The sequence below is a fragment of the Rhizobium sp. YS-1r genome (assembly GCF_000757525.1).
Taxonomy (GTDB): domain Bacteria; phylum Pseudomonadota; class Alphaproteobacteria; order Rhizobiales; family Rhizobiaceae; genus Neorhizobium; species Neorhizobium petrolearium.
This window is the reverse complement of record NZ_JPYQ01000001.1, coordinates 165,626-182,341: the sequence shown is the minus strand read 5'-3', so window position 1 is coordinate 182,341 and position 16,716 is coordinate 165,626. Positions and strand designations below refer to the sequence as shown.

Annotated in this window: 19 protein-coding genes; 3 read left to right on the top strand and 16 right to left on the bottom strand. The window is 61.7% G+C overall.

Annotated elements, in window-relative coordinates:
- Window positions 1-31: 31 nt before the first annotated feature.
- From JL39_RS00855 to pcaD, 10 genes are all read right to left on the bottom strand, one after another.
- Window positions 32-748 (bottom strand): ABC transporter ATP-binding protein, encoded by a 717-nt coding sequence (locus tag JL39_RS00855; RefSeq protein WP_037145291.1) that lies wholly within the window; start codon window positions 746-748, stop codon window positions 32-34.
- On the bottom strand, window positions 729-1,493 hold the full coding sequence (locus JL39_RS00850; RefSeq protein WP_037145289.1) for an ABC transporter ATP-binding protein: 765 nt from the start codon (window positions 1,491-1,493) through the stop codon (window positions 729-731). Before JL39_RS00850 ends, JL39_RS00855 begins: the two co-directional genes overlap by 20 nt.
- Window positions 1,490-2,500, bottom strand: a complete 1,011-nt coding sequence (locus JL39_RS00845) for a branched-chain amino acid ABC transporter permease (RefSeq protein ID WP_081952634.1) — start codon at window positions 2,498-2,500, stop codon at window positions 1,490-1,492. The genes JL39_RS00850 and JL39_RS00845 overlap by 4 nt, the downstream gene beginning before the upstream one ends.
- Window positions 2,497-3,360, bottom strand: a complete 864-nt coding sequence (locus JL39_RS00840) for a branched-chain amino acid ABC transporter permease (protein WP_037145287.1) — start codon at window positions 3,358-3,360, stop codon at window positions 2,497-2,499. Before JL39_RS00840 ends, JL39_RS00845 begins: the two co-directional genes overlap by 4 nt.
- Window positions 3,361-3,563: 203 nt before the next feature.
- The gene (locus tag JL39_RS00835; RefSeq protein ID WP_037145285.1) at window positions 3,564-4,739 is read right to left on the bottom strand and encodes an ABC transporter substrate-binding protein; all 1,176 of its coding nucleotides are present in this window, start codon (window positions 4,737-4,739) and stop codon (window positions 3,564-3,566) included.
- Between the two features lie 153 nt (window positions 4,740-4,892).
- The gene (locus JL39_RS00830; protein WP_037145283.1) at window positions 4,893-5,948 is read right to left on the bottom strand and encodes a 3-carboxy-cis,cis-muconate cycloisomerase; all 1,056 of its coding nucleotides are present in this window, start codon (window positions 5,946-5,948) and stop codon (window positions 4,893-4,895) included.
- A gap of 22 nt (window positions 5,949-5,970) precedes the next feature.
- Complete coding sequence (gene pcaG, locus JL39_RS00825) at window positions 5,971-6,588, bottom strand: protocatechuate 3,4-dioxygenase subunit alpha (protein WP_037145282.1); 618 nt, start codon at window positions 6,586-6,588, stop codon at window positions 5,971-5,973.
- 3 nt (window positions 6,589-6,591) lie between these two features.
- Window positions 6,592-7,332: a protocatechuate 3,4-dioxygenase subunit beta gene (gene pcaH, locus JL39_RS00820; RefSeq protein ID WP_037145280.1), complete on the bottom strand. Its 741-nt coding sequence runs from the start codon at window positions 7,330-7,332 to the stop codon at window positions 6,592-6,594.
- Window positions 7,329-7,745: a 4-carboxymuconolactone decarboxylase gene (gene pcaC / locus JL39_RS00815; protein ID WP_037145980.1), complete on the bottom strand. Its 417-nt coding sequence runs from the start codon at window positions 7,743-7,745 to the stop codon at window positions 7,329-7,331. The genes pcaH and pcaC overlap by 4 nt, the downstream gene beginning before the upstream one ends.
- A gap of 2 nt (window positions 7,746-7,747) precedes the next feature.
- On the bottom strand, window positions 7,748-8,545 hold the full coding sequence (pcaD, locus tag JL39_RS00810) for a 3-oxoadipate enol-lactonase (RefSeq protein WP_037145278.1): 798 nt from the start codon (window positions 8,543-8,545) through the stop codon (window positions 7,748-7,750).
- 94 nt (window positions 8,546-8,639) lie between these two features.
- Here pcaD and pcaQ point away from each other — a divergent pair, with 94 nt between their 5' ends.
- Window positions 8,640-9,566, top strand: coding sequence for a pca operon transcription factor PcaQ (gene pcaQ / locus JL39_RS00805; protein ID WP_037145978.1), 927 nt, complete (start codon window positions 8,640-8,642; stop codon window positions 9,564-9,566).
- An 8-nt stretch (window positions 9,567-9,574) separates the two neighbouring features.
- Here pcaQ and JL39_RS00800 read toward each other — a convergent pair whose 3' ends face one another.
- Window positions 9,575-9,907 carry a hypothetical protein gene (locus JL39_RS00800; RefSeq protein WP_037145277.1) on the bottom strand — a complete coding sequence of 111 codons (333 nt, stop codon included), beginning with the start codon at window positions 9,905-9,907 and terminating at the stop codon, window positions 9,575-9,577.
- Window positions 9,908-10,059: 152 nt separating this feature from the next.
- Here JL39_RS00800 and JL39_RS00795 point away from each other — a divergent pair, with 152 nt between their 5' ends.
- The gene (locus JL39_RS00795) at window positions 10,060-11,316 is read left to right on the top strand and encodes a glycerate kinase (protein WP_037145275.1); all 1,257 of its coding nucleotides are present in this window, start codon (window positions 10,060-10,062) and stop codon (window positions 11,314-11,316) included.
- Window positions 11,317-11,376: 60 nt separating this feature from the next.
- Here the strand turns inward: JL39_RS00795 and JL39_RS00790 are convergent, their stop codons facing one another.
- The 3 genes from JL39_RS00790 to JL39_RS00780 all read right to left on the bottom strand — a co-directional run bounded on the left by JL39_RS00790 (window position 11,377) and on the right by JL39_RS00780 (window position 14,024).
- The gene (locus tag JL39_RS00790; RefSeq protein WP_037145274.1) at window positions 11,377-12,282 is read right to left on the bottom strand and encodes a S1C family serine protease; all 906 of its coding nucleotides are present in this window, start codon (window positions 12,280-12,282) and stop codon (window positions 11,377-11,379) included.
- Window positions 12,283-12,449: 167 nt separating this feature from the next.
- Window positions 12,450-12,983, bottom strand: a complete 534-nt coding sequence (locus JL39_RS00785; protein ID WP_037145272.1) for a DUF992 domain-containing protein — start codon at window positions 12,981-12,983, stop codon at window positions 12,450-12,452.
- A 141-nt stretch (window positions 12,984-13,124) separates the two neighbouring features.
- Window positions 13,125-14,024 (bottom strand): helix-turn-helix domain-containing protein, encoded by a 900-nt coding sequence (locus tag JL39_RS00780; RefSeq protein ID WP_037145270.1) that lies wholly within the window; start codon window positions 14,022-14,024, stop codon window positions 13,125-13,127.
- A gap of 111 nt (window positions 14,025-14,135) precedes the next feature.
- Between JL39_RS00780 and pobA the strand changes: the two genes are divergently transcribed.
- Window positions 14,136-15,305: a 4-hydroxybenzoate 3-monooxygenase gene (pobA, locus tag JL39_RS00775; protein WP_037145268.1), complete on the top strand. Its 1,170-nt coding sequence runs from the start codon at window positions 14,136-14,138 to the stop codon at window positions 15,303-15,305.
- Between the two features lie 40 nt (window positions 15,306-15,345).
- On the opposite strand, the gene JL39_RS00770 is transcribed toward pobA, so the two are convergent.
- Together JL39_RS00770 and JL39_RS00765 are read right to left on the bottom strand one after the other, a co-directional pair.
- A complete protein-coding gene (locus JL39_RS00770; RefSeq protein WP_037145266.1) occupies window positions 15,346-15,756 on the bottom strand; it encodes a TIGR02588 family protein in 411 nt (136 codons plus the stop codon).
- A gap of 11 nt (window positions 15,757-15,767) precedes the next feature.
- On the bottom strand, window positions 15,768-16,679 hold the full coding sequence (locus tag JL39_RS00765) for a TIGR02587 family membrane protein (RefSeq protein WP_227705697.1): 912 nt from the start codon (window positions 16,677-16,679) through the stop codon (window positions 15,768-15,770).
- Window positions 16,680-16,716 lie beyond the last annotated feature (37 nt).

Sequence of the window (16,716 nt, the reverse complement as noted above, 5' to 3'; positions counted from 1 at the left end):
GGTCTTTTGACATCCGAGGATCTCGCACTCTTCAATGTAAACCGCCGACCCCGAGCAGCCGCTCGACAACATCATGATCCGCGGCGAGCACTTGCGGGCTGCCTTGCCAGGCAATGCGGCCGCGCTCGAGGATGATGACATTGTCGGCGAAATCCAGCGCGCTCTGGATGCGCTGCTCGACGAGCAGGATGGTCATTTCTCCGGATTGAGCGAGTTTGGAGAAGGCCGCCATCAGCTCTTCGCAGATAACCGGCGCCAGACCTTCCAGCGGTTCATCAAGCAGGAGTACGGTCGGCTGGCCCAGGATGCTGCGGGCGGTCGAAAGCATCTGCTGTTCGCCCCCCGAAAGCTGACTGCCAAGATTCCTCCGCCGCTCCTTCAGGCGCGGGAACATCTCATAGGCCTCCGAGATCGCATCCTTCGGGCGACCCTTCAACCCGACGAAGAGATTTTCCTCGACTGTCAGGGTCGGGAAGACGTCCCGGGTCTGTGGAACATAACCCAGGCCGGCCAGCGCGCGGGCAGCGCTCGGCTCATCCGCGATGTCGACGCCGGCGAGGCGGATTTGGCCACCATAGCGCCGCGTCTGGCCGGCCAATGTGGCCAGCAGGCTCGTCTTGCCCATTCCGTTGCGGCCGAGAAGAGCAAGCCTCGATCCGGCGGGCACGGAGAAGGAAACGTCCTCGATCACCCGCGTCGGGCCATAACCCGCGGAAAGATTTTTGACCTCAAGCAGTGCCGCCGGCATTCGCATAATTCCCCAGATAGGCTTCGCGTACGCGCTGGTCCTGCGTCACATCCTTCGGCGAGCCATCGAAGATCACCGTTCCGGCCGCGAGCACGACCACCCGCCGGGCAAAGCGGAAGACGAGGTCCATGTCATGGTCGATCATGAGCACGGCAAGATCCGGCGGCAGGCTGTTCAACGCTTGCTCGATGCGCGTGGTTTCCGACTGCGGCACGCCGGCAGCCGGCTCGTCCAGCAGTAACATCCTGGGACTCAGCGCCATCGCCAACGCGATCTCCAGGAGCCGCTGCTGGCCGTAGGCGATCTCCCGCACCTTCAGATGCGAAAGCTCGATCAACCCGAGCCGGTCCAGGATTTTCCTGACTTCGTCCATCACCTCGGGCTTGCGGGAATAGTGGCCGAACATTTTTCCTGCCTGCCTCTCCCGTTGCAGGATTGCCAGCGCCACGTGCTCTTCCGGCGTCATGTCCTGAAAGAGCCGCGTCACCTGGAAAGAGCGGATCAGGCCGCGCCGCACGCGCTTGGCGGCCTTGAGCCGGGTCACATCCTCACCACCGAGGAAGACATGGCCTGAATCGGGCCTGAGATTGCCGGTCACGAGGTTGACGAAGGTCGTCTTCCCCGCCCCGTTCGGGCCGATCAGGGCCACGCGATCGCCTGGCGCCATGGCAAGCGACACGTCATTGGTGACAACCAGCCCGCCGAAATTCTTTCTGAGATTCCGGACCTCGAAGAGAACGCTCATCCCCGCCTCCTCCTTAATCGGTTGACGAAACCGGCGGTGGAGCCATAAAGCCCCTTCGGCGCGAAGAGCACGACGGCGACAAGCAATGCACCGATGATCGTGAGCCAGTGGAACGGATTGATGGCCGACAGCGTGTCCTCGAACCACATGAAGACCATCGTGCCGATCATCGCCCCATAAAGCGAGCCCGTGCCGCCGAGCACCAGCATCACCAATGCCTCGGCCGACAGCGTGAAGGAGAGGCTGTCGAGCCCGACGACCTGCGTGGAGATGGCCGATAATGCACCGCCGATGCCGGCCACGGCCCCGGAGATCACATACATGCGCAGCAGCACCGAGTTCACCGAAGCGCCCATCGCGGTGATGCGGATACGATCCTCCCTCACCCCGCGCGCCAGCATGCCGAAGGGCGAGCGAACCAGGATCCTGAGTGCCACGAAGACGATGATCAACAGGACGAGACCGTAGATGTAGGCCGTCTGCCCCCAGAGATCGAACTCGAACAGACCGAAGATCGCTTCCGGCATGATGCCGGAAAGTCCGTCGCTGCCGCCGGTCCAGGCCGACGCCTTGTTTGCGGCCTCGTGGAAGAGATGGATGACGGCGATCGACAGAACGAGTTGTGCCAGGCCGTGGGCCCGCAGGATGACGACGCCCGAAACGAGGCCGGCGGCAGAGCCCGCCAGTGCTCCGACCAGCGTCATGGTCAATGGTTCGCTAATGCCGAAATGCGCCGCTGCAATGCCGGCTCCGTAAGCCCCTGCCCCGAAAAGCGCCGCGTGCCCAAGCGTCGCCACACCGCAATATCCGGTCACCAGATCGAGCGACAGGACCAGCAGCGCAATCGCCGTCATCCGCGTCAGCAGCGCCAGATTGTTCGGAAAGAGATAGTAGCCGATCATCCCGATCACGATGATCAAGAGTGTGCCGATCAACCCGCCATCGGCAAGCCGCTGGGCGATTGAGGGGTTGGCAGCAGAGCTGTGATCCGTGGAAGCCGCTGTCATTTCGACCGCCCCAGAAGCCCGCGCGGAAAGAGGGTCACGATCACGATGACTGCGAGATAGAAGAAGAATTCTCCGTATTCCGGCGCGAGATAGCGGCCGGTCGTATCGATCGTGCCGAGCAACAGGCAGGCGAGAAGCGCGCCGGGAATGGAGCCCGCGCCGCCGACCGAGACCACAACGAGGAAGGTCACCATGTAGCGCAGCGCGTAATAAGGCTCGACGGGAAGAAGTTCGGCCCCAAGCACGCCGCCGAGCGCGGCAAGCCCGATTGCCACAGCAAAGCTCACCGCGTAGACGATCTCGGTGCGCACCCCGAGAGCCGCGGCCATAGCGGCATTGTCCACCGCCGCACGCAACCGGATGCCGAAGGCGGTCCGCTCGATCAGGAACCACAGAGCCGTCGCGACAATCAGCCCGCAGACGATCGCGAAGAGCCGGTGCGCGGCGATCGAGCGGAAGCCGAGATCGACGGAACCCTGCAGCGCCGGCGGCAACGGGATGGTCTTCAGCGTCGGCCCGAAGATGAAGTTGGTAATCCCGATGACGCAGAAGGTGATGCCGATCGTCATCAACACCTGGGTCAGTTCCGTCGCGCCATAAAGGCGGCGGTAGAGGAGGCGCTCGATCGGGATGGCGATGATGACCGTCCCGACGACGGCAATCAGGATACCGGCCGCATAACCGAGCCCCAGGTCACGCGCGGCATAGGAGGCAAGGTAACCGCCGATCATCGCGAACGCCCCATGCGCGAGGTTCACCACGCGCATCAGTCCCATCGTCACGGAAAGCCCGATCGAGATCACGAACAGCACCATGCCGTAGGCCAGCGCATCGACGGCTATGCTGAACACGGTCTGCATGGGTGGTTGTGTCCTTATTCGGCCGAAATTTCTCTGACGGCTAAACGCCCCTCACCCTAACCCTCTCCCCGTTCACGGGGAGAGGGGACGTGCCCCCGAGCAGCGCCTTCGATCGGGAAAGCGGTGCGTCACAAGTCCTTCTCCCCGCGTGCGGGGAGAAGGTGGCGGCAGCCGGATGTGGGGCAATGAGCTGGAAATCAAACTTACTTCTTCACGAAAGCCAGGCCTGGATCGCCCTGTTTCTCGAACGTCTGAATTTCCTTGTTGATGTATTTGCCGCTCTCGTCCCTGGCGACTTCACGCAGGTACACGTTCTGCGTGATATGGCGGCTTTCCGGGTCGATGGCGACTGGCCCGCGCGGGCTTGTCCAGGCAAGGCCCTTCACCGCTTCGATGGCCTTCTTGGCGTCTTTCTTGCCGCCGGTCGCTTCGATCATCCTGGAGATAACATACATGCCGTCATAAGCGCCGACCGCCGGGAAGGTAAGCTCTGCGGGGTTGCCGATCGCCTTCTCGGCTGCCGCGACGAATGCCTTGTTCTCCGGCGAGTCATGCGACACGGAATAGTGATAGGTCGTCGTCAGCCCGAGGGCTGCGTCGCCGAGCGCCGGCAGGTCGGATTCGGGCGTCAGGTCGCCGGTCGCGAAGAACTTGATGCCGGCCGCCTTCAGGCCGTTGTCGTTATAGGCCTTGACGAAGGCAAGCGTCGGCGGGCCGGACGGCAGGAAGCTGAAGAGCGCTTCGGCGCCCGAATCCTTCACGCGCTGCATCAGCGGTGCGAAATCGTTGGTGGAAAGCGGCATGCGGATCGCTTCGACCACCTTGCCACCTTCCTTCTCGAAGGCGGTCTTGAAGGCGTTTTCCGCGTCGATGCCGGGGCCGTAGTCGGAAACCAGCGTGATGACCTTCGTGACGCCCTGGTCCTTCGCCACTTTCGCGATCGGCGTCGTGTTCTGCCACATGGTGAAGGACGTCCGCACCACATAGGGGCTCGCGGTAACGATCGCGGACGTCGCGGCATTCATCACGACCATCGGCACGTTGCCCTGCTGTAGCAGCGGCGTTGCGGCCATGGCGTCAGGGGTGAAGTAAAAGCCGGCGAGATACTGCACGCCCTCGCGCACGATGAGTTCCTGTGCCAGCGATTTCGACTGCGCCGGATCGGCCTGAGGCACGTCGCGATAGACGATCTGGATATCGTTGCCGCCGATCTCGTTGCCATTGACGGCGAGCCAGGCATCGATACCCGCCTTGAAGTTCTTGCCTTGCAACGCAAAAGGCCCCGAGAACGGACCGATGATGCCGATCTTGATCGTATCGGCATATGCGGCACTCGATAAAATGGCGACCGCGAATGCGGTCATGATGAGTCTCTTCATAAAGCCCTCCCTAAAACCTCATCCTCGACTGCGTTTGACAGGTGCCGCAACGCCAGGATGCCGGCTTGCCCTAACGGCGACCCAGAATAACACGAGGCACGTCAGTCATGAAAAGTTATTGATGCAGGTGCTTACAACCGTGTCGCCGCAGCCTCAACCCTTTCCGAGGGAGCGTATGTTATCGACAAGTTCTGCCGCAAGACGCAGCGACGCACCCGTTGCCATCACCATCGGCGGCAAGATCAGCCATTCGAGGGTCCAGGCGGCGCCTGAGCGCTCCTGTTCGTGCACCATGGCCTGCTGCATGCCGGAAAGCTGCACCGCATTGAAGCGGGCAAGCGAGACCAGCACCTCGGCCGCAACCGGATTCTGCTTGTGCGCCATGGCGGAGGAGCCACCACCGCCGGCAAGCTCCATCTCGCCGCCCATTTCGGCGAGCAGCGCCACGTCCTGGCCGAACTTGCCGAGCGAGCCGGAGATCAATGCCAGGATTCCGGCGAATTCCGCCAGGCGATCCCGTTGGCTCTGCCATTGCGGAGCATCGGCAAGAGATAGTTCCCTTGCGAGCGACTTTCGCACGTCAGCCGCCTTGGTGCCCAGTTTATCAAGCGTGCCGGCCGCGCCGCCGAACTGCACAGCAAAACCGTGCTCGGAAAAGGCATCCAGCCGCTGCCGATGGCGGATGAGCGGTACGCACCACGGCCGGATGCGATCGGAAACGGTGATCGGGATTGCCGCCTGCATGCGGGTATGGCCCATCAGGGTGCGGGCGCCGAAATTGCGATCGAGAGCCACGAAGGCCTTTTCGAGAGCCGAAAGGCGTTGATCGAACAGGCCGCAGACTCTCTTTAGCCGGATTACCAGTGCCGTATCGATAACATCCTGGCTGGTTGCGCCGAAGTGCACATATTGTGCCGCCTCGCCGCCGACGGCCGCGCGGAGCTGCTTGACGAACTCGGCGACAACGATGCCATCCCGGCCGGTACCTTTGTGAAGCCCTGCCATGTCCGGCTTGAATGAGCCGCAGACAGTTAAGATGCGCTCCACCGCATCCATGGGAATGACGCCGGCACCCGCCTCCGCCTTGGCGAGCGCCGCCTCGAAGGCAAGCATGGCTTTGATCTCGGCTTCCGCCGAAAACAGCTTTCCGGTCTCGTCGTCACCAACGAGACCGGACAGGAACGGGTGTTCGAAAGCCGAAACGCTCATACGGGCCCCTGATTCTTCGATCTCAGATGTCGAAGAATATGGTCTCGTTTTCACCCTGAAGATAGATGTTGAAGGTGACGGTATCGCCTTCACGCTTGCCGATCAGGGTGGGCACGCGGACGCGGTGCTCGATGCGCGACAGGATCGGGTCTTCGGCATTGGCTTGCTCCTCGTCGGAGAAATACATGCGCGTGTTGAGACCGAGATTGATGCCGCGGGCGACGATCCAGAAGGTCACGTGCGGCGCCATCAGCCGCCCGTCACGGAACGGCACGCGGCCGGGCTTGATCGTCTCGAACACGAATTCCCCGGTCTGCATGTCGCCAGGGCAGCGAGCCCAGCCGAGGAAATTCGGATCGGCCTTGCCGCGCGTCTCCGAGGGGCTGTTGTAGAAGCCGTCAGCGTCCGCCTGCCAGATCTCGATCAACGCGTCCTTGAGCGGCGTCATGGCGCCGTCATAGACGAAACCGCGAATGGTGATGCGTTCGCCGCGGGTCTTGTCGTTGACCATCGGACCGGAGCCGAGATCGGTCTCGTAGACACCGGTGATGCCGGAAAAGTTCGGCGTACAGCCGATGTGAACGTACGGACCTGCCGTCTGGGATGCAGATTCCTTGAAGTAGGTGAGCGGCTGGACCATGGATCAGTTACCTTCCTTGCGGTTCTCGAAGAATGTCGAGCGACGGCCGCGCAAGATGATGTCGAACTTGTAAGCTCTCATGTCATGAGGAATTGTGTTGTTCATGTCTAGGGCTGCGATCAGGCCCTTGATGGCGTTCTCGTCCGGGATCGTCTTCACGATGGGACAAATCCAGATCATTGGGTCGCCTTCGAAATACATCTGGGTGATCAGACGCTGGGCAAAGCCGTGGCCGAAGACCGAGAAGTGGATATGCGCCGGGCGCCAGTCGTTGACGCCGTTCGGCCACGGATAGGGGCCGGGCTTGATCGTCTTGAAGACGTAGCCGCCGTTCTCGTCGGTGATGGTGCGGCCGCAGCCGCCGAAGTTCGGGTCGAGCGGTGCGAGGTAGGTTTCCTTCTTGTGGCGGTAACGCCCGCCGGCGTTCGCCTGCCAGAACTCCACCAGCGCGCCGGGAATACCGACGCCCCGTTCATCCAGCACGCGACCGTAGACGAGGATGCGTTCACCGATCGCCATTTCGCCGGGCTTGGCGTAGTTGACGATCAGGTCGTTGTCGAACTCGCCAAGGATGTTGTGGCCGAAGACCGGACCGGTGACCTCGCTCTTGGTGCCTTCCAGCGAAATCAGCGCGCGTTGCGGCGAGCGTAACACGGAAGTCTTGTAACCCGGTGTGAATGCCGGTGGATGCCATTCCCTGTCACGAGGGAAGAAAGGTGTCGTTTCAGGCGGTGCGTTTTTCATCTTCTCTCTCCCGCGGCCTTTTCCGCGTCCATTTCAGCGTAAGTGGCTTTTGCAATCTTGAAGGCATGATTGGCGGCCGGAACGCCGGCATAAATTGCCACATGCATCAGGGCCTCGCAGATATCGTCTTTTGTCGCACCGGTATTGGCGGTTGCGCGGATATGCATGGCGACCTCGTCATAATGGCCCAGCGCTGCAAGCAGCGCGATCGTCACCATGGAACGTTCGCGCTTGGTCCAGTGCGGGCGCGACCAGACGGTACCCCAAGCGCTTTCGGTGATGAGCTCCTGAAACGGCTGGTCGAACGGCGTCCTGTTTGCCTGGGCACGGTCGACATAAGCATCGCCGAGCACGGAGCGGCGCGTCTTCATGCCCTGCGCATAGCGTTCCGACGGCGTAGAAGTCTCGGCCATATTCATTCCTTATCCAGTTGTTCAATGAAGCCGCGGATCAGCGCGGCGTGGGCGGCAGGTGTTTCAACGCACGGAATATGCGCCGCTCCCTCGATGATCTCGTAGCGGGAGCCGGGAATCAGATCGGCAAGCGACTTGACGACCTCCGGCGGTGTCGAACCGTCCTCGCGGCCGACGATGCAGAGCACCGGCACGGTGATCTTGCTTGCGGCTTCGGTAAAATCTGCATCGCGGATCGCCGCGCAGGTGCCGCTGTAGCCGAAGGTCGGCTGGCGCACCAGCATGTGACAATAGCCCTGGTAGGCGGCATTCTCCGGCTTGCGGAAGGGTTCGGTAAACCAGCGCTCCATGATCGCGTCGAGAATGCTGCCGATGCCTTTTTCCTCGACGGTGGCGATACGCGCCGCCCACATTTCGGCGGTACCGATCTTGTGCGCCGTGTTGGAAAGCACCAGCGCCTTCACGAGGTCCGGCCGGGCGGCATACAGACCCTGGGCGATCAGTCCGCCCACCGAAAGGCCGCACACGACGACCTGCGACAATTGCAGGTGATCGAGCAGACCGGCAAGATCGGCCGCATGATCGGCAATCGAATACGGGGGGTTGCCGAGTCCGGAAAGACCATGGCCGCGCTTGTCATAAGTGAGGATTGTATAGTCCTCAGCCAGCTTCGGCAGCACGTGATGCCAGATGCGGCTGTCGGTTCCGAGCGAATTGATGAAGACGATGACTGGCCTATCATCACCCGCACGCAGAATGTCATAATGGATAGCAATGTCATTAATGTGTACAAATTGCATCTGCGCCTCCTCTCACGTTGATAGATTGCACTAGTTTTCGGTTAAGTAAAATGATATTTATAGCATGTTTCCTTAACCGCAAGGTTATTTGATTTTGATCAATTCGCGAATCAAGTTTCGACACCTGTATACATTCATCGAGGTCGCCCGACAGAAGAGCGTCGTCAGGGCGGCCGAAATCCTCAATGTCAGTCAGCCCGCTGTGACCAAGACGATCCGCGAACTGGAAGAGGCACTGGGTGTCGCCGTTTTCGAGCGCGAGGGGCGCGGCATCCGCATTACTCGCTACGGTGAAGTCTTCCTGCGGCATGCGGGCGCGGCTCTGACGGCACTCAGACAGGGCATGGATTCCGTTTCGCAGGAACTCTTCGATTCCGCACCGCCTGTACGCATCGGCGCCCTGCCCACCGTCTCCACCCGGATCATGCCGCGAGCCATGACGCTGTTCCTCGCGGAAAAAACAGGCAGCCGAGTGAAGATCGTAACGGGCGATAATGCCGTTTTGATGGAGCAACTCAGGGTGGGAGATCTCGATCTGGTCGTCGGACGTCTGGCTTCGCCGGAAAAGATGGCAGGCCTTTCCTTCGAGCATCTCTATTCCGAGCAGGTGGTCTTCATCGTCCGGCCTGGCCATCCCCTGCTCGACGGAAGGCGTTCGATCTTCGAGGGCCTGGCGGATTATCCGGTGCTGATGCCGACGCGTGGCTCGATCATCCGGCCGTCCGTGGAACAGTTCCTCATTGCCAATGGCGTTGCCACCCTGCCCGTCCAGGTGGAAACAATCTCCGATGCTTTCGGCAGGGTTTTCGTGCGCTCAAGCGAAGCGGTCTGGATCATTTCGGCGGGCGTCGTCGCAGGGGACGTCGCTGACGGCACGCTCGCGACACTACCGATCGATACCAGCGAGACCCGCGGACCGGTCGGCCTCACCATACGGGCCGATTCCAATCCTTCGGCACCGCTTTCCATCCTCATGCAGACGATCCGCCAGGCGGCTGTGGAGATCATGCCGGGGCGCTAGGTGCGACCTCAGCCCGCCTGCAGTTCGGGGAATTTCCTCTTCAGTTCGTCCATCGATGCAATCACCGCATCGTCGGCGCGAAGCGTGACGGAGATATTGTCGGCCACATTCAGCGTCTCCTCGAAATGCACCGGCATCTGGTATCCGCCTTGACGAACCAGCGTCGCCTGCCGGCGGAAGCCGTGTTTCAGCAGCCAGTCGCGCGACGTCGTCAGACTCACCGCGACATGGAAAGCCCCGTCATCCTCCCTGCAGGCCTTGAGCTTGTAGGTTACGGGCGACCGGCTGCCGCCGATATCGATCTGGCCGGAATAACCTGCTTCCTTCAAATGCTCGGTCATGCTTCGCTCCTTTCGTTCGATGAGCCTTGAGGACAACCGACACCCACCTGCTTTGTTCCGGGCGGAAAGGCTCATGGCGATCAAGCCTGGTTGACGGCTGTCAACCACCGTGATCGAAAAGGCCGAGCGATGAAAAGAGGAGAAAAGAGGCGATGAAGGATCGGGAGTTGCTGGAGGCGCTGTTTGACGCTGCGGTGAAGGCCGCCGATCCCCTGACCGGCATCAGAAAATACCTGCCCTCCCCGCCGAAAAGCGGTCGCACCGTCGTCATCGGCGCCGGCAAGGGAGCGGCACAAATGGCTGCTGCCCTCGAGAGCGTATGGCCAGGCCCGCTCTCCGGCGTCGTCGTGACCCGCTACGGCTATGGCTGCGAAACGAAGTCGATCGAGATCCTCGAAGCCTCGCACCCTGTGCCCGATGCGGCAGGCCTTGCCGGTGCGAAGCGGCTTGTCGGGGCGATCTCGGGCCTTTCCGAGAATGATCTCGTCATCGCGCTGATCTGCGGCGGCGGGTCGGCCCTGCTGCCCGCGCCGCCGGAAGGCTTGACGCTTGAAGATGAGATCACCCTCAACGAGGCGCTGCTTGCCTCCGGTGCGCCAATCTCCGCAATGAACGTGGTCAGAAAACACCTTTCAACCATCAAGGGCGGCCGTCTCGCCGCAGCCACGAAGGCCCGCGTCGTCAGCCTGATCGTCTCGGATATTCCGGGTGACAATCCGGCCTTCGTCGCGTCGGGTCCGACCATTCCGGATGCCACGACGAGGCAGGAAGCGCTGGCGATTATCGAGCAGTATCGGCTGATGCTGTCGGAAAAAATGATCGCACATCTGAACTCGCCGGCGGCCGACGCTCCGAAGCCGGATGATCCGGTCTTTGCCCGGCACGAACATTATGTCATCGCGTCTGCCGGCGTATCGCTGGAAGCAGCGGCAGCGGTCGCCCGCTCCCACGGCGTCACGCCTCACATTCTTTCCGATTCCGTCGAAGGCGAATCCCGCGATGTGGCGCTGGTGCATGCGGCGCTCGCCCGCGAGGTGGCGCTGCGCGACCGGCCCTTCGCCAAGCCTGCCGTGCTGCTTTCCGGCGGCGAGACGACGGTTACGCTCAGGAGCAAAGGGGGCAAGGGCGGCCGCAATGGCGAATTTGCCCTGGCCTTTGCGCTGGCGATCGACGGTCACCACATCACGGCGCTTGCGGCCGATACGGACGGGATCGATGGATCGGAGACCAATGCGGGCGCCTTTGCCGACGGCACGAGCGCGCGTCGCCTGCGGATTGCGGGCCTGGACGGCAGAAAGCTGCTCGACGGCAATGACAGCTTTTCCGGTTTCTCCGCCATCGACGACCTGTTTTCCACCGGCCCAACCGGCACGAATGTCAACGATTTCCGGGCAATATTGGTGAGGTAGGTACCTGTTCCTTGTGGCAGGGCAAGCCACACGCGAGAAAGGGTGACGTGCCTCAAGCAGCTACTGCAATTGTGGCTTGTGCAGAAAATCGTTGCGGTCCGCAGACTTTACCCGCAGCCAGGCTTCACGGCCGTCGCGCAGGATGCGCATGGGGATTTCCGATCCCGGAGGGCCGCTTTCCCAGACCTTTCGGTAGAAGTCGGCAAGTCCGTCGACTTCACCGTCGCGGATCTCCGAAATCACGTCGCCGCGCTTCAATCCCGCCTTTGCGGCCGGTCCGTTCTCGGTAACGCTCATGACGATGACCTCGCCATTGCTCTCGGCTGAGAAGGCTCCGAGCCAGGGTCGCGGCGGCCTGTTGATTTCGCCGCGGTTCAGCACATCGTCGAGGATCGGACGAAGCAGGTTGATCGGCACGGCCATGTTGATGTCGGCGACTTCGCCGCCTTTGCTCATCTGCAGGCGCAGCGATCCGATGCCGATGAGCTTGCCTTCCGCATCGATCAACGCTGCGCCGCCCCAGGAGGGATGCGCAGGTGCGATGAAGATCGCTTCATCGAGAAGATATTCCCAGTAGCCGGCGAATTCCTGCTTGGCGACGATATTGCCGCGGACATATTCACCCTCACCATCGGCAAAGACGATCGGGTCGCCGACCTGGGCGCTGTCGGAATCGCCCATTTCCAGCGCCGGAAGGTCAAGCGGGCTAAGCGCCTGCACGAGGCCAAAACCGCTTTCCTGGTCGTAGGCGAGCGCATGGGCGGGCACCACGCGCCCGTCACGACGCGTCAACCAGACCTCCTCGGCCTCGGTGATGAGATAGCCGATCGTCAGCACCAGTCCGTTGTCGCGGATCACGACGCCGTTTCCTTCCCGACGGGTGCCGAGCGTATTTGCCGTGAAGGCATTATCCGGAATTGATGCGCGCACGGCCACGACCGACCGCAAAATTTTCTCGATATCCATGATGCAATTCCTGATGGGCGAAAGACGACCCCGAAACCCATAAGGGCCTGCAGGGCCGAACCGTACCTTATCTAAGGTATGAATGTGACCGGCATGACGCAAGGCCTCCGCCTATCAGGATATCCCGCCGTCCTCCCCTTTCAGGGAGAGCGGCGTCCCTGCAAGCTTCAGCTTGCCGGTGTCAAAGTCACCGACGTTCCGGTGGCGGCGACGTTCAGGCCAAGCTGGCCGGTGACGCTCACCGTCTGCAGGTGAATGGAGCCCGAGGTGCCGCCGACGAGAATATTGGCACCGATGCCCGCACCGACGGTCGCTTCCGCTGTGGCACCCTGGTAGAGACCGCCGAGCGAACCATGATGGTAACCGGCGGTCGGGGCGAAGACAGCCCAGATCAGGCGCGAGCGCGTCGTGAAACCAAGGTCGACGCCCATCTTGCGGACGACTCCGGTATAGTGGTCAAGCGGTTCGCTGCCGATCGCAGAGGTGAAGACGCAATCGGCTTCCTTGGCGGAGCCAAGGACATAACCGACACCGCCGCCGATCGAGCAATCGAGATAGCCTATGCGCACACCGCCGCGCTGGTCGGGCTCTTCATAGACCGGAACCTGGTCCCGACGGGAAATCACGTCGGCCGAAAAGGCCGTTCCCGCGCTCGTCAGAACCGGAAGGGCGGCAAGCGCCACGGCAGTAAATCTCTTCATCCCTGTACTCCTTCAATTATTCGCGGTCCGGCCATCGCGATTCGGTCGAGCCGGCCAGCTAGCGATGGGCAACGCATGTGGCGGAAGAATGATCCCGTGTTGCAGCACACAAATTGTCACAGGCGCGCGTGGAATGTGAGCTTATTCAACCGGGCTCTCCACCTGCCGCAGGCTTGCGCGCTCCGCTTCGCGATATTGGCGTGGTGTCTGGCCGGTGCGTTTCCTGAAGCAGCGGGAGAAATAGGCCGCGTCGGAAAAGCCGAGTCCATCGGCGATCGCCTGAACGCTCGCCGTGGTGAAGACGAGCGCGCGGCGGGCCTCGTCGACCACGCGCGCCATGATGAGATCGTGAACGCTCATGCCGGTCACCTCACGCACCACGCGGTTCAGATGCGTCGGGGAAAGGTTCAGGAGTTTCGCATAGGCCTCCGCCGGAAGCTGATCACGGAAATGCCGGCCGATCAGGTCCTTCAGCGCCTCGACGCGTGCGAGATTGACGTCGCCCGCAGCGCCACTGCTATCGGCGCCGGCCAGCCGGCCGAGGATGAGGATCGCCGCCGTCAGATAGGCTTCGACGAGATCGTTGCGGCTCGCGCGCTGTGCCTCGAATTCGGCAAAGAGGCGTGAGAAAGTCTCGTTGAGATAGCCTGCGTCCTGGCCAGCCGGCAGCGGGATCATCCTAGGGGTCGACAGCCAGTCGCCGGGCCGTTTGGCAAGTCCGGCCGTCAGCCGCAACCGCTCTGCGACCAGAGTGATCACCATTCCGTCGATGTCGCGGGAGAAGCGGAAGCCGTGGCTGACGCCCGGCGGTACGGCAACGACGCAGGGGGGAACGAGCGTGACGGTCGAGGCGCTGAGGATTGCATCGCCAGATCCGTTCCGAATGTACAGGAATTGCTGGAAGCTCTCGTGGCGATGGCGGCCGATTTCCCACTGGTGCGCGCTGCTGCGCGAAGCGATCGTTTCGCAATGCAGCCAGAAATCGGGCCGCCTTGTGCGGTTCTCGCCATAGAGATCGTAAGTCGGGACCGGCGCAAGCATCGTGGCCTCCAATAGGGCAATGTTCGTTTTGTCCTATAGATTGCGTGAAATGTCCATTGTCCGGGACCCTGATCGTGCGCTTATCAAGGAACAAGAATTCGGGAGGATTTCATGCGCACCCAAGTCGCCATTATCGGTTCCGGTCCGGCCGGCCTGCTGCTCGGTCAACTGCTTACAAATGCCGGCATCGACAACATTATCCTCGATCGCGTCAGCAAGGATTACATTCTCGGCCGCGTGCGTGCCGGTGTGCTGGAAGAAGGCATGGTCGACATGCTCGATCGCGCCGGGGCTGGCGAACGCATGCACAGGGAAGGTTTGCCGCATGACGGCTTCTCGCTCGCTTTCGACGGCCGCGACCACCGCATCGACCTTTTCGGGCTGACCGGAAGACGTGTCATGGTCTATGGTCAGACGGAGCTTACCCATGACCTGATGGACAAACGCGAGGCTTCCGGCGGCAGTTCGGTCTATGAGGCAACCAACGTCACGCCGCACGATTTCGACGGGGCCGGCCCCTACGTCACCTACGAGAAGGACGGCGTCACCCACCGGATCGACTGCGACTTCATCGCCGGGTGCGACGGGTATCACGGCGTGAGCCGGAAATCGGTACCGGAGAGCGCGCTGAGGACCTACGAGCGGATCTATCCCTTCGGGTGGCTCGGCATTCTCGCCGAGGTGCCGCCGGTCAGCCACGAGCTGATCTATGCCAACCATCCCCGCGGCTTCGCGCTCTGTTCAATGCGCTCCCATACCCGCAGCCGCTACTATATCCAGTGTGCGCTGGACGAGAAGATCGAAGACTGGTCCGACGACCGCTTCTATGACGAATTGCGCCGCCGGCTGCCTGCCGAGCATGCCGAAAACATGGTGACCGGCCCCTCCTTCGAAAAGTCCATCGCGCCGCTCAGATCCTTCGTCGCCGAACCGATGCGCTTCGGCAAGCTGTTCCTTGTCGGTGACGCGGCTCATATCGTGCCACCGACCGGCGCCAAGGGCCTGAACCTCGCGGCGAGCGACGTCTACTACCTCTTCGACGGCCTGCTGGGCTACTACGCGGATAAATCCTTAGCCGGAATCGACGCCTATTCGGAGCGGGCGCTGAAGCGGGTCTGGCGCGCCGTGCGCTTCTCCTGGTCTATGACCACGATGCTGCACCGTTTCCCCGATACCGGCGAATTCGGCCAGAAGATACAGGAGACGGAGCTCGATTATCTCGTCAGTTCCAAGGCTGCTTCCACTGCGCTCGCCGAGAACTATGTCGGCTTGCCGTACTAAGTCGTTCCGGCCTTTGTTGAAGGGAAGTATCCTGCTCCTCCTACGGATCCGTATAGCCTATCGCCCGGACCCTGACCTCCCGTGCGCCCGGATCCTGCGAGAACAGGATTGCGCCGGAGGCATTCGATTCCGCCGGTACGTAATCGAAGGTCACATCCGCATCCTCGATCATGTCGCCGCCATCGAGGATTTCGCCGCGTACCACAACCGCGGCAGCCGTCGCGGTTGCCTTGTTGGTGATCTCGAATTCGACCCGATACCCCCCTTCGACCGGCGTTCGTCGGGTCACTGCAATCGAGAATTCCGGCGGCAGACCGTCCTTCCTCAGTGCTTCCCAACCCACCCATGTGATCATCGCAAGCACAACCAGTGCGGAGATCATGCCGGTCGCCCATTCGATCCAATGGGGTTCCTGCGTTTCGGTGTGGCGTCCATGAGCGGTGATCGTCATCGGTTCACTCGTCACAAGATGAGGCGGGCAGCGGCCGCCCCGATAGCGCCCGGGAAGGAGAGCACGATCGCGGATATGAGCATCTGCGTCGGCGCGCTGTCATCCAGCCGCCCGAATGTCCACAGAACGTAGAGGCTGATCAGCATCGCGACCAAGTAACCCGGCAGGGTGAAGCGGAAGAAGGCGTGCCATCGGGGCGTTTCACCCGGCATTTCGTGTGTGCCCTTGAAGGCAACCGCGTAGACGAAGCCGTGCATGATGGCGATCGATACGACGATCGTCGCAAGCGCATGCCAGGGCGTCATCTTGTAGGCGATCAGGATGATTTCCTCCGTCGGCGCGACATTGAGGCTGAGGAAGAGCGCACCGACCGCCATGAGGAAAAGCTCCCGACTGTAGCTGATGGAGAGCTCATTCGGCACCGCATTGCCCTCTTTTCCCTGATCTGCTTCTTCTCCTTTCGGATCATCCTTATCGCTGTCGCCGTTCTCGCCTGCCTGGCCGCCGAGCTGGGAGCGACCGAGCAGAGCGCCGATACTCGCGGGTACTGACTGGATGGCGGTCTTGCCGAGCATTTCCGAGAACGGCATATGCAGCTTGATGTCGCCGAGCAGAACGAGGATTGTGGCGCTCATGACGATGCCGAGCCCATAAGCGATTGCTGCATCGCGGAAAGCCTCCCTCCATGTGGAGGTTCGCTCGAAGCCGATGCGATCGGCCAGTATCACGAGAAGCGGGATATTGACGATCAGAAGCAACAGCAGGCGATATCGCTCGATATAGAAGCCGAGGTGCCAGAGTTCCATGGTCATCAGCATGGGTATGCCGAACAGCATGGCGCCAGCGGCGCCGCGGCCGAGACCGACCAGGAAATGGTGGAATTCGCCTGTGCCGCCGCCAGGCGCCGCTGCCACGCCACTCAACTCCGCTTTCCTCCATCCGACAAGCGGACAGAAACTC